The 13700-nt window shown below is 59.9% G+C and carries 10 protein-coding genes; 7 read left to right on the plus strand and 3 right to left on the minus strand.

Features of this window, described 5'->3' with window-relative positions:
* The first annotated feature begins 71 nt into the window (after positions 1–71).
* From CRI94_RS10300 to CRI94_RS10330, 7 genes are all read left to right on the plus strand, one after another.
* Positions 72–2498: an ABC transporter permease gene (locus tag CRI94_RS10300; protein WP_179862249.1), complete on the plus strand. Its 2427-nt coding sequence runs from the start codon at positions 72–74 to the stop codon at positions 2496–2498.
* Between the two features lie 42 nt (positions 2499–2540).
* Complete coding sequence (locus CRI94_RS10305) at positions 2541–3356, plus strand: hypothetical protein (protein WP_098075631.1); 816 nt, start codon at positions 2541–2543, stop codon at positions 3354–3356.
* A 71-nt stretch (positions 3357–3427) separates the two neighbouring features.
* Positions 3428–4474, plus strand: a complete 1047-nt coding sequence (locus CRI94_RS10310) for a WD40 repeat domain-containing protein (protein ID WP_179862250.1) — start codon at positions 3428–3430, stop codon at positions 4472–4474.
* Positions 4475–4530: 56 nt separating this feature from the next.
* Entirely contained in the window at positions 4531–5433 is a 903-nt protein-coding gene (locus CRI94_RS10315) for a PD40 domain-containing protein (RefSeq protein ID WP_098075633.1), read from the plus strand.
* Between the two features lie 331 nt (positions 5434–5764).
* Positions 5765–6253: a DUF4488 domain-containing protein gene (locus CRI94_RS10320; protein ID WP_245846159.1), complete on the plus strand. Its 489-nt coding sequence runs from the start codon at positions 5765–5767 to the stop codon at positions 6251–6253.
* A gap of 240 nt (positions 6254–6493) precedes the next feature.
* Positions 6494–10297, plus strand: coding sequence for a methionine synthase (gene metH / locus CRI94_RS10325; RefSeq protein ID WP_098075635.1), 3804 nt, complete (start codon positions 6494–6496; stop codon positions 10295–10297).
* Positions 10298–10505: 208 nt separating this feature from the next.
* Positions 10506–11093, plus strand: coding sequence for a Crp/Fnr family transcriptional regulator (locus CRI94_RS10330; RefSeq protein WP_098075636.1), 588 nt, complete (start codon positions 10506–10508; stop codon positions 11091–11093).
* Positions 11094–11103: 10 nt separating this feature from the next.
* Here CRI94_RS10330 and CRI94_RS10335 read toward each other — a convergent pair whose 3' ends face one another.
* From CRI94_RS10335 to CRI94_RS10345, 3 genes are all read right to left on the minus strand, one after another.
* The gene (locus CRI94_RS10335; protein ID WP_179862251.1) at positions 11104–11730 is read right to left on the minus strand and encodes a hypothetical protein; all 627 of its coding nucleotides are present in this window, start codon (positions 11728–11730) and stop codon (positions 11104–11106) included.
* A 362-nt stretch (positions 11731–12092) separates the two neighbouring features.
* Positions 12093–12962, minus strand: coding sequence for an RNA polymerase sigma-70 factor (locus CRI94_RS10340; RefSeq protein ID WP_098075638.1), 870 nt, complete (start codon positions 12960–12962; stop codon positions 12093–12095).
* Positions 12952–13551: a carboxymuconolactone decarboxylase family protein gene (locus CRI94_RS10345; RefSeq protein WP_179862252.1), complete on the minus strand. Its 600-nt coding sequence runs from the start codon at positions 13549–13551 to the stop codon at positions 12952–12954. The genes CRI94_RS10340 and CRI94_RS10345 overlap by 11 nt, the downstream gene beginning before the upstream one ends.
* Positions 13552–13700 lie beyond the last annotated feature (149 nt).

The raw sequence follows: 13700 nt of genomic DNA on the forward strand, positions 1-13700 counted from the left end.
CTATTCACCGCATTCCGGTCGCGTGCGAGTAGATGAATGTCGTGCTTTGCGGCACCATGACACGTGCCCTTATGCCGTCCTGCGACATGCTTCGCTCGTACCTCAATCTCGCTATTCGTACGCTCCGCCGCCGCGTTGGCTATACGCTCGTCAACGTCGTCGGTCTGACGATCGGACTCGGGTGCTGTGCTGTGATCGCCGTCTTTCTCCAGTACGAGCTGAGCTTTGACACGCACCACGACGATGCAAACAGCATCTATCGGATCTACACGCAGTTCGAGGACAACGCGTTTTCCGATATTCAATTTCCGAGCTTTAACCAGTCAACGGCCGAAGATCAGATGGTCGTTCCCCGCCGCATCGCACGTGAGGTGCCCGGGGTGGATGACGTGGCGCAGTTCGTGATCCTCCCCACCCCTCTGTTTGTCGAAAATCCGAAGGGGCAACGATTCGAGTCGGATCGGCAACTGATCACAAATACGGGAGCGGCATTCGGCCGGATGTTTACGTTCTCTCGGATCGCGGGAGCCTCTGTCGAAAAGGCTCTCTCAGAACCCAGGTCGATCGTTCTAACCGAGCGGACGGCCACGAAATACTTTGGGGACGCAAACCCGATCGGTCAGACACTAAGCGTCGGTTCGTCGACGACGGCAACGGTGCGATCGGTGGTCGAGGATCCGCCGATGAATACGCGAATCCGCTTCGACCTCGCACTGTCTGTGACACGCATTCCACGGTGGGCTGCCTTCCGGTACGTAAAGCTGAAGCCGAGCGTCAGACCCGAGACCGTTCAACCCAAAATCGCGACCATCCTGAACGAGTCGTCAGCGTCGTTGAGGGAACGCAAGGCGGATGGCACGCTCATCGGCCACTTCCTCCAGCCGCTCACGAGCATTCATCTGGCCGATCGCATGCTGTATGACCGGACGCCCCACCGCAACCCGGCCTACCTCTGGGCTTTCGGTGCTATCGGACTGCTCGTCCTCGCGATCACCATCATCAACTACGCAAACCTCGCCCTTGCTATTTATGCCGGTAGAAATGCGGAAATCGGCATCCGAAAAGCGCTCGGGGGTCACCGGACGCAGCTTGCCCGCCAGTTTCTCGTGGAGTCGTCCGTCCTCGCGCTGGCCTGTGTGCCTCTCGCCGTCGGCCTCTGCGCGGCCATTATTCCCGGTTTCAACGCACTGATGGACACCGGCATCTCGCTCTGGTCGGTATTCGACCCGATTGTCCTGGCTTCATTGACTGTCCTCGCGCTAGCAGCAGGTCTTGGAGCCGCTAGCTACCCCGCGTTCGTGCTGGCCAAAAAGCAAACGGTGAACCTCTTCGACCACGGTTTTTCAACCGGTACGCGGAAAACGTGGTCGCTGAGACATGGGCTGATCGCACTTCAGTTCATTGTGCTTATCGGGCTCGGCGGGCTGAGCTGGATCGTGTACAACCAACTCGACTTCATGCAGAACAGCGACCTCGGGTATCCGGTCGACACCATCGTGCAGCTCACCTCTGTGCAAGCGGACAGCACGCAGTACCAGCAGTTGAAGCGCAGGATGAACGAATCACCACATATCCTCGCCGTGGGAATCGGGGCACGCCCACGGCAACGCCTCAACCGGGGCCCGTGTGGCGTGACCGGACTTGAAACGGACTACAGCGGCTGCGACTACGAGCGCGTCGATCCGGACTGGTTCGAGGTCGTGGGGATCGACAATGCGGCGGTCGAACGCATTCGGGAGGCCGGACCCAGCGCGCCGGAACAGGTCGTCGTCAATCAAGCCTTCGCCGAGATGGTATCGGCCGAGATCGAATCTCCCGTGGGTCGCGGCATGATCAACGTACCCGACCGCCCGCCTGAAACCCCACCTCCCATCGTGGGCGTGATCCCGAACCTGCACACCAATTCGATGCGGCACGAGATCTCTCCGACGCATTATCACGTCGTAGCCGCGCCTCCGTATGCATACCAGCCCGTAATGCGCATCGCTTCGGGACGAACTCGGGAAGCGATGGCTCATGCGGAAGCGGTGCTGTCCGACATGTTTCCGAATACGCCGCTCGAAATCTCGTTTTTCGACGACACCGTAGCCGAACTCTACGAGCAAGAACGCCGATTCGGCACCCTGGTGACGATTCTTTCGATGCTGGCGATCGTGCTCGCGTCGATCGGCCTGGCCGGTCTTGTCGCGTACCTGACACGGATGCGGATGCGAGAGATCGGCATTCGGAAGGCGCTCGGGGGATCGGTCGCGAGCATCCTCGTGCTACTCAACCGGGAGTACGTACAACTCGTAGCAGCAGGTTTTGTCGTCGGAGCCCCGCTGGCCTGGTGGGCGGGACAGATGTGGCTGGACCAGTTTGCCTACCAAACGAGCATCTCTCCCTGGATCTTCGTCGCGACCGGCGTGGGGGCCATCATGGTGGCTATCGCCGCTGTAAGCACGCAGGCCTATCGTGCCGCGCGCGTCGACCCCGCCCACGTGCTTCGGTCAGAATGAAGCGTCCATAACGACTCTTTCCACCTCCACGTCCCCAGTGTCATGCCTCAATCCACCGCAGCCTTGACTCTCGCGGTTGTTCGCAAGACGTTCCGGTGCGCTATTCTCAACTTGATCGTTTTGTTCACACTCTCCCTCTCACAACCAGCAACCGGACAGCCATTTCCCGATCCAAACGCCCCTTCGTACGCTCGCGGGGAAGCGATCGTCATGACCGCGTCGCCCCGGTTTGCTGACGACGATCTCGGGAATGGGTATCGAGTCGACCTGCTCGGGGTCAAAGGAACACGTTTAGCACCTGCACGCACCGAGTCTGAACGCATTTCGCGGACGGGGGAATGGCTGCGCCGATCGGAGAACGAAGTTACCCTGAACGTCCAGTCGACGGCTGTCGGAATGGTGGATGTCACGCTCCCGGCCGATTCGCCGCGTCGGGTTATGAACGTGATGTTGTATCGTCTCAAACGCGCATCTCGGCTCATCGACACCGGCGTCGACAGGATCGAGGCGACGCCCGAGGCCAGCCTTTTGCTGACGAAAATATACCACGGGCACGCATTCAACCTGGCTATTGTCGGCACGGAAGAAACCTTCACGCCAGAAGCTGTCGCGGCCGTGCGCCGATGCTACGAGGAAGACCGCCCCCTCGAGCCGGTGCTTAAGCGATACGAACTGAAGGTCTCCGCCTCCTCCCGAGGTCTGGTGACGCGCGTGCCGTGGACCGCTGTCCCCGACCGCATTCCAGTCAGCTGGTCAGACGTAAAGGCACTCTATCCGATGGACGAGCCCGAGGCAGTATTTGCCGAGTACACGTTCCTCAGAGACGTAACCCCCGATCCTGTGCAATGGACGCAGTAGTCGGTCCTCGCATGCGCGAATGTCCCTCATTCATCCTCACCTACATATTTTCCTCAAGTCGCGCCGAAATCATGACGCTTATCCGCACGCTCAGCCTGTTTCTTGCCCTGTCTCTTCTCCCGCTCGCGCAGGTATGGGCGCAGTCGCACAGCGACGTAACCGTCAGCGAAGAGGAAATTGAGGAGCGGGTCCGGTCGGCGCCGCGAGGCAACGCCGCCAACAACATCGCCCACTTCTCACCGGACGGCTCCCGGATTACGACAATGACTCCGGGCGGCACCTTCGCCATCCGGGATCTGGAGACAAAAGACATCCTTCAGTCATTTCCGGGACAGTCACGCTACACGTACGAGGCCACGTGGTCCCCCGACGGATCCATGCTCGCGAGTTCCTCGGTCGACGGAACGGTGCACCTCTGGGACGTCGATTCAGGCCAGCGCGTCGCGGTTCTGGATCAGTTTTCGAATGGGTCGCCCACGATGGGCGGTGGCATCACGGAGGCGCGATTCTCACCAGACGGACGGTACCTCGCCGTCTTGCAACGCTACACGCCGGGCCGAGTCGCCGTCTGGGACATGCAAGAAGAAGCAGAAGTGATGCGTGTTGAGCGCTCAGGAAAAGTGTACGGAATGGCCTGGGGCGAGGAGGGGCAGCAGATTTATACGGCGGAGGAAGACGGAGCAATGTATTCGTGGTCGTTTCCCGCGGGCAAAGAGGTCGACCGATGGAAAGTGCAGGATGACTACCTTTTCGACATTGATGTCGCGGGGTCGCGGATCGTGGTTGGAGGTCGGAGCGGTGTGCTACACGTTCTCAACATCGACGACGGACGCATCATCCAGCGTCTTCGTCAGGGATCATTCGTGAACCGCGCGGCCATCGTCCCAAATTCCCCATTCGTGGCGGGCGTGAGCTCCGACGGTATGCTCAAGGTATGGAATAGCGATACCGGTGCCCTCCACTTTCAGCGCTTCGCCCACAACGCGAACGCATACTCGGTCACCGTGTCGCCCGACCATAGAACGCTCGCCACCGTCGGGCAGGATCGCTACGTTCGGCTCTGGGATGTGGAAACGGGCGCCCTTCTCGGCACAATTGGAGGCACGGAGACGAGGTAGACCATGAATCGGCGAAGCTAAGCTGTTTGGTGCATTTCTGACAACAAGATCGCCCTATGTCCCACCCTCTCCGCTCGACATCGATTCTGCTACTGATCGCATCGGTCGCGCTTTTCGGCCTAACGACGGAAGCGGTGTGCGCTCAGAACATTCAGGATCTACTCGACACCACTGCCGACCGTAAAGGGGTTATCTTCGCTCCAGGCGTAATATCATCGCCGGATAGCAGCGAAAGCTCACCGTCAATCACTGCCGACGGCAGCACGCTGGTGTTTACGCGCTACGCAAACTACGGGCAGCAAGTCCCCTACATCGCCACGCGAATCGGTCACTCGGAGCATGACGACGCATGGGATGTCCAGCGCGCTCCATTCGCTGAATTCGTTTACAACCTGGCCATCTCCCCGGACGGCCAGACCATACTCTACCGGCCACCGCGTAGGGGCAACTCGGCATCGAAGCCTACGAGTCGCGTATTCCGCGTTCAAAAACAACCCGGGGGCAAGTGGAGCGATGCCGAAGAGATCGAGGAACTCAGAAAGACGCGCGCAGGGTACTTCGACCTCCAAGAGGACGGCACCCTGTACCTGTACGCACGACCCGGAGAGTCAGACGCTGACCCGAACAAACCGCGCGGCGTGTACCGGACCCATCTGAATGTCGACGGGTCGACCGAGCCTCTAACGTTCGTCGGCCTCCACGTCAGTCCGTCCGGATCGAATACATTCGACCCCGACGTATTCCGCAATGGGCGGCAGATGATCGTCACGCGAGCCGGAATCTCGGCGGAAGAAGAAGAGACGTTGGGCCGAAAAGGGTTTTACCTGCACCGGCGCAGCAGCGACGGGTGGACGAAAGGCCAGCGGCTGAAGCTTCCGTACGGCTGGGGTGCAACCATCCTACCAGACAGCCGGATGCTGTATGTGCATGACGGCGACCTGTACGTGGTATCACTGTAGCCTCCGGGCGTCGGAGGCTGTGCGCAGCGCCTCGCCCCTACATTTGTCGCATCTGCCATTTCTGCTAAAGGAACCGGGAATCGTTGCGGGTCGACGGCGCATTTGGCCGGGCTTACCGAACGGCAAAATGAGTCCACGCTCACTTTATAAACGAGAGACAACCCGCTGCCTTCATCAGAGCCCCGGGACGTTTCGCTCAGGCCAAAGCGATTTATCATGGCCCATCGCGTGAAGTAGAAACCGTTCACAAAAGCTTGAAAAAAGATCACGAAGCTGCTACATTGGTTCATGATACCTTCACCGTATCGCGAACCGGACCCCCGAGACCGCTATGTGCCCCCTTACTCGCCGCACCTCTTTCCTCTGTCTCGCACTCCTCCTTTGGACTGCCGGTAGCGCCTTCGCCCAGCTTCCTTCCAATGAGCTTGAAGGCACCTGGCGCATGGTGTCCCAGGAACGGGTGTATCCCGACTCCACGGTCGACACGCGTGAGGAATGGGGGGCGAATTACAAAATTCTCAACTCGACACACTTCGCCTGGGGACGGGAGACGAAGAACGGAGAGGAAGTTCTCGCCGGTGGGGGGCGCTATGAGTACCACCCCGAGCGCAACATCTACGTAGAGCATATCGAGTACCACTCGTCCCCCGGCTTTCAGGACGTGACGCTTCGTTTCGAGGCTAAGGTCAAGGGGGATCGATGGATTCATGTCGGAGACCTCGGCTCCTACAAGTTGCGCGAAGTCTGGGAACGCGTCGACCCGCAAGAAGCCGAACAGGAGACGGTTGCAAACTCTCCCGTCGGAAATGACGATCGGTAATCTACGCCCTCGACGTGAGGCTCCCGGCGTACGATTCACAAAATCGATCTGCCCGACAACATACGCTCTTTCGTTACACAATCCCATTTTGACCCCCGACCCTGGTGGCGCTTATCGGCGCCACCAGTTTGCTATTGTGCCGTTCTTTCCCAAACGACCGCATTTTACGGGCAACGTTTTGCCATGGGCAAGCGTTAGCGATGCTTACCCGACGTTCGTCCCCCTCGACTCTTGTCTGGAATGGCTGATTTGCTGCAGACGCTACGCGACCTCTGCTCTCAACGAATTCTCCTCCTCGATGGCGCGATGGGCACGATGATCCAGCGCCATGACCTCACGGAAGAGGACTTCCGTGGCGATCGCTTCGCCGATGTGGACGGCGACCTGCAGGGCAACAACGACCTGCTGTCGATCACGCGACCGGACATCATCGGCGAGATTCACCGCGACTATCTTGCCGCCGGCTCCGACATCGTCGAGACCAATACGTTCAGCTCGACCTCGATCGCACAGGCGGACTACGACCTGTCGCACATCGCGTACGACCTGAACGTAGCAAGCGCACAGATCGCGCGAGAGGCGGCTGACGAGTTCTCGACCGAGGACAAGCCTCGCTTCGTCGCCGGCGCCATCGGGCCGACCAACAAAACGCTGTCCGTCTCGCCCGACGTCAACGATCCCGGCTACCGCGACGTCACGTTCGACGAAATCCACGACGCGTATCTCGAACAAGCGCGCGGCCTCGTCGATGGCGGCGTGGACATTCTTCTCGTCGAAACGGTCTTTGATACGCTGAACTGCAAGGCGGCGCTGGTCGCTCTTCAGGACCTGTTCGACGAAATCGGACGTGAGTTGCCGGTGATGATCTCCGGCACGGTCGTCGACATGAGCGGCCGGACGCTCTCCGGGCAGACGCCGGCGGCCTTCTACGAGAGCGTGTCGCACATGTCGAGCCTGCTCAGCGTCGGGCTCAACTGCGCGCTGGGTTCGAAGCAGATGCGACCGTTTATCGAAGAGCTTTCCGACGCCGCCGAGTGCCTGACGAGCCTCTACCCGAACGCCGGACTCCCAAATGAATTCGGCGGCTACGACGAGACGCCCGACTTCATGGCGGAGCAGCTCGACGACTACGCCGGTGAGGGCTGGGTGAACATCGTCGGCGGCTGCTGTGGCACGACGCCGGATCACATCGAGGCCTTTGCAACGGTCGCAGCCAATCACACGCCGCGTACACCCTCCGAGCGGACGCCAACCCTGCGCGTCAGCGGACTCGAGCCGCTGTCTCTCACGCCCGAGCTCGGGTTCGTTAATATCGGAGAGCGGACGAACGTGACGGGCTCTCGGCGCTTCCGCGAGCTCATCAAGAACAACGACTACGAGACCGCGATCAGCGTGGCGCGCCAGCAGGTCGAGAACGGCGCGCAGATGATCGATGTCAACATGGACGAGGGGATGCTCGACTCCGCCGACGCCATGAAGACGTTCCTGCAGCTCATTGCCGCCGAGCCCGACATCGCGCGTGTTCCGATCGTCCTCGACTCCTCGAAGTGGGAGGTGATCGAGACCGGCCTGAAGTGCGTCCAGGGTAAGGCCGTCGTGAACTCCATCTCGATGAAGGAGGGCGAAGAGGAATTCCTCGAACACGCGCGCCTATGCCGGAAGTACGGCGCGGCCGTGATCGTGATGGCCTTCGACGAAGACGGACAGGCCGACACGTACGAACGCAAGATCGAGATCTGCGAGCGAGCCTACCGCCTCCTCGTGGACGAGATCGACTTTCCGCCGCAGGACATCATCTTCGACCCCAACATCTTCGCTCTCGCCACGGGGATTCAAGAGCACAACGAGTACGGTACGTCCTTCCTCGACGCCGTCGAGTGGATCAAGGAAAACCTTCCCCACGCACGAACATCGGGCGGCCTCTCGAACGTTAGCTTCTCCTTCCGCGGTAACAACCCGGTGCGGGAGGCGATGCATACCATCTTCCTGTACCACGCCATCCAGCGCGGCCTGGACATGGCGATCGTCAACGCCGGCCAGATTGAGGTCTACGACGAGATCGACCCTGAACTGCGCGACCGGATCGAGGATGTCGTCTTCAACCGTCGCGACGACGCCACCGAGCGGCTTGTGGAGATGGCGGAGGAGATCGCTGAGCGCGACACCGGCAAAGAAGCCGAGCAGGAGACGGCCGCGTGGCGCGAAGAGCCCGTCGAAGACCGCATCGAGCACGCGCTGGTGAAGGGCATTCTCGACCATATCATTGAGGACACAGAGGAAGCGCGAGACAAGTATCCGTCTCCGCTCGAAGTCATCGAAGGCCCGCTGATGGATGGAATGAACGTCGTTGGCGACCTCTTCGGCGACGGCAAGATGTTTCTCCCACAGGTGGTGAAGAGCGCCCGTGTCATGAAAAAGGCGGTCGGCTATCTGAAGCCCTACATCGAGGAAGAGAACGCGGCCGAAGACGCCAGACGCGAGGCTGCTGGAGAAGCGCCGCGCGAGGACACCGACACCCCGAAGGTTCTCCTCGCAACCGTCAAGGGCGATGTCCACGACATCGGCAAGAACATCGTCGGCGTCGTGCTTCAGTGCAACGGCTACGAGGTCGTCGATCTCGGCGTCATGGTACCCGCGCAGAAGATTCTGGAGGAGGCCCGCGCGCACGATGTGGACATTATTGGCCTCTCGGGTCTGATCACGCCGAGCCTCGACGAGATGGTGCACGTCGCGAAGGAGATGGAGCGGGAAGGATTCGACGTGCCGCTGCTCATCGGTGGCGCGACGACGTCCGAAATCCACACCGCCGTGAAGATCTCCGAGCACTACAGCGGTCCGGTCATCCACGTGCTCGACGCCTCCCGAAGCGTCAATGTGGCCGGTAACCTGCTCGCGGAAAACCTGCGCGACGCGTTCCTCGGCGACGTCAAGGAAAAGTATGAGAAGCTCCGCGAGCGCCACGCCCGGCGTAGCGGCAAGAAAACGCACCTCTCGATCGAGGAGGCTCGGGCCAACAAGTTCACGTGCGACTGGGACGAAGTGCCAATTACACGACCCGCGAAGCTCGGGACCACGGTTCTGCCGAAGGTGCCGATTTCCACGCTGCGCGACTACATCGACTGGACCCCGTTCTTCATTGCCTGGGACCTCAGCGGATCGTACCCGCGCATTCTCGAGGATGAGGAAAAGGGGGAGGAAGCCAAGCGTTTATACGATGACGCCAACGCACTTCTCGACGAACTCGACGCCCGCCAGCAGATCACCTGCAACGGCATCTTCGGGCTCTTTGCCGCGAACAGCGTCGGCGACGACATCGAGCTTTACACCGACGATTCCCGCACGGAGGTAGCCACGACGTTCCACTCGCTCCGTCAACAGACAGAGAAAGCGTCGGGGCACCCGAACCGTGCGCTCGCCGACTACGTCGCACCGAAGGACAGCGGCATCGCAGACTATGTCGGGGCCTTCGCCGTCACGGCCGGCCTCGGACTGCATCCCCTCGTCGAGAAGGCCAAGGAAGACGGCGACGACTATCGCGCGATCATGCTGCAGGCCGTGGGCGACCGTCTCGCGGAAGCCTTCGCGGAGTACATGCACGAACGCGTCCGCCGCGACGACTGGGGCTACGCACCGGACGAGGACTTCGACAACCAGGAGCTCATCCGGGAAAAATACCGCGGCATCCGTCCCGCACCTGGCTATCCGGCCTGCCCGGACCACACCGAGAAGCCGCTCATCTGGGACCTCCTGGGCGTGGAGAAGCACACCGACATCTCCCTGACCGAGAACCTGGCGATGCACCCGGGCGCGTCGGTCTGCGGCGTCTACTTCGCCCATCCGGAGGCGAGCTACTACAACGTCGGCACGCTGGAGCGCGACCAGATCGAGGACTACGCCGAGCGCAAGGGCATGGACGTGGCCGTCGTGGAGCGCTGGTTGGCCTCTCGCCTCGCCTACGAACCGGAAACCAATGTTCGCGATGCCGTCGACCTGCCGACGTCCGGCGATGGTGCAACCGCCCAACCGGAAACGCCGGGGGCGTAGAGGTATGGAGGTGTGAAAGTGCGGACGTGAGGAAGTGTGAGGGTATGTGGGCGTGAGGGTGAGATTTAAGATCTGAGTTCGCTACGCTCTCTCTCGCAATCCTGCTGAATGCTCGCCTGCTCAAGGCGATTCGTCCAGAAACAGAACTGTCTTTCAACATTCGATCACTCTGGCGCTACGTCCACCTGAGCCGACGCTACCTCTTGATATGTATGAAGGATTCCGAGCCGTGCTTAGCGACCTCCTTCCGTCGCTAACAGCCGCGGACTGGACACAAGTCAAACGTCTCGTATCCCCTCGCAAGCTGTCGGTTGGAGAGTCGCTCGTGCGCGAAGGACACGCAGGCCACCGAGTCGCTTACATCTACCGTGGAGCCGTTGTCTACTACACGCTACGAGATGGAGAGCGCAATGTCCTCGGCTTCGACTTCGAGGATAGCTTCGCAGGAGATTTCCGCAGTTTCTTTGATGAAGTCCCGGCGACGAAAACGGTGACAGCGTTAGAAAACTGTGAGGTTCTGGTGCTTACCCGTGCACACTTTGATGAACTAGCCGAAGCCAACCGAGACTTCCGTTCCGTTCGGTCGAGAATGGCAGAAGAACTTTTTAGAGGCGCCGAGACGCGCGCGGTCGAGATGCAGTCTTTCTCGGCAGAAGAACGGTATCGCCGCTTGCTGGACCGTAGCCCGCATTTGCTTCAACGCGTCCCACTATATTTGCTGGCGTCGTACATCGGGGTCACCCCAGAGGCACTGAGCCGCATTCGACAGCGACTCAGTGCCAGTGATGACCAGTGACTGCGTCGGATCAAAATTTGTAAAGTAAAGATGCGTTGGGGAAGACGCCGAGGTCATGAGCAGCATGCGTCTTCTTCGCACCATCCGCACCGAAAAAGACACGCTCATCATTTTCGAGTGTACTCGCTACATTGGGCCAGAACCGGAGCGTTAAGTCTAGGCCGAGATTCCGGTAGATTGGTTGATGATAGTTGAGCGCCGGACCGATCGAGAACGTCGTGTAAGCAAACGCCTTGCCCTGGGGAGGTGTCACCTCATAACGGTGTGCCTTCAACTCGACCCGAAGGTCAAACCGCCACGGCAATCGGTAGCCGATTCCAAATCCGGTGGTCCAAGGACTGTACACGTCGAGATTCTGATCTCGCTCCGTACGGGTTCGGCCCACACGGTCGTAGCTCAACCATAGGCCGTGTGAGTATTCGAATACCCACCGACCGGTCGTATAGGCAATCGCGAGGTTGGCTCCGCGGAGAAGAACCGGTTGTGAGAGGCCTGCTTTCAGCGCGAAAGAGGCTTGGTTTCGTCCCGTATCTCGCTGGGATACGTCTTCTGTCGGGCGGCTCACCTGAGCATTTGCCGCCGAATAGAGGGACACACCCAGAAGGCAAAGACAGATGTAGAAGGGTATGCTTTTCATTGGTGATGCACTGCTGTCGATGAGAAAAATTGTCATCAACAGTCTAGCGCACGACCTCCGTGATCGCATTGATCTAGATCAAGAAACGCGCGCCGCCCAAAGTAGGACGGGACGAATCTCCAGAACGAATCCGTGCTGCCAACGTCGCTACGTAACTCAATTTAGCGACCTACAGGATGTCGTCCACATGTTTACTGTATCGGTCACTCCATTCGCGTCACCTGGACATCCACCCGCCAAACAGATGTTTTGGCTCTGACGGTGTACGGTCTACGAATTCACACCGCCATGCAGAACGGGCCTTCCCTTACGACCTGAATACCGAACGCATTGTCACGTTTCCATGTCTGCCGAATGCAACGCTAGTCCGATCGGACGTGCCGGAGCTTTTCGGGATTCAGAACGGCGAAGAGCCGGTCGATTTGACCGTTGTTGCTACGAAAGACCCAGACGCTCTGCAGGTCGTCTCCGTAATGGACGGCGAGCCCGGCCTCCCCGTTGACAGTCACATGCTCCAGACGCAAATCGGAAGGCGCTTTACCGACGAGGCCCATGAGAAATCGAGTGATTCGGTCTCGTCCGTAGATCGGGCGCAGGGCTGCGGTCACCTCGCCGCCGCCATCGGAATACGAGATTGCGTCTTCGGCCAGCAGCGTGCCCACACGCTCGGGGTCACCGTCCTCAATAGCCTCAACGAAGGCGTGAACCAGCGCCTCCTGTTCATCGCGTGATGTGCTGAATCGCCGATTACGGTCGCCTACGTGTTCGCGAGCCCGCTGGGCAATCTTTCGGCAATGCGCGGGCGAGCGGTTGACGATGCTCGCGACGGTCGTGTAGTCAATATCGAAGCCTTCGCGGAGGACGAAGACGGCGCGTTGCACCGGTGTCAGCGCCTCCAGCACAACGAGTAACGCCACAGACAGCGCCATGTCGGTCTCCACGGACGGTGGTACTGCTCCACGTTCTGCAACAAGGGGAGCGGGCAGCCACGGACCGGCGTACTCCTCCCGCTGCTGTCTCGCCGATTTCAACTCATCGAGGCACAGGCGGGTAACCACCGTCGTGAGATACGCCGGCGGATTCTCTACTGTCGCCGGGTCGACCTCATGCCAGCGAAGGTAGGCGTCCTGCACGACATCCTCTGCGGCCGCAACGGTGCCGAGCATTCGATACGCCAGGCCAAACAGCCGGTCGCGCTGATCTTCGAACAGATCGGTCGTGTCAGGCTGCATGGCGAGCCGGGGTAGCCTCGATGTCGGAGCGGATCGCGCACAGCTTGTCGGACCCAATATTGAGCGGGCGATTCAGCAGGTTGTAGTAGTTTTCCATCGCGTTCAGCCACGTGAGTTCGGCAATAGCCCGGTCATCGAAATGCGTTCGCAGAGCATCGAACGTCGCGTCGGTCACAGATGTCGAACGGGTCGCCTCCTCGACGTAGACCAGGGCAGCGCGCTCACGGGGCGAGAAGACGTCACTCGTCTCATACTGTAGCAGTGCATCGTATTTTTCGATCGAAATCCCCTGGTCTTGTGCGCTCGCCTGGGCGATATCGATACAGAATGAGCAGCCGTTCAGCGTCGCGACGTAGCTCTTGATTAAGAAGCGGAGTTCCGGATCAATGGACAACTGCTTCTCCGTGGCATTCATCTTCTGAGCTACGGAGGCACTACCGGGTACGCGTGCATTCACCACCTTGACGGGCGTAATGACACGACCAAGCGTCCGTTTCGTGATCCAGTAGACGAGACGCATCCACCACGAGTCGGGGCGGTCGATCGGTTCTAGACGCGGCGCTTCAGACGAGGCATTCACTTCAGTCATCGTGGGACATGGGTTTTCGAAAGCAGTCGGCGAAAGCATCACAGAAGTGACGAATCAGCCGAAACCCACGTGACGCCCCATGCACCACATCACAAAACCGTTACGATACCGTGTCGAGGTGTGGAAGTGTGAAAGTATGGAAGTGCGGA

The sequence above is a fragment of the Longibacter salinarum genome, assembly GCF_002554795.1.
GTDB lineage: Bacteria > Bacteroidota > Rhodothermia > Rhodothermales > Salinibacteraceae > Longibacter > Longibacter salinarum.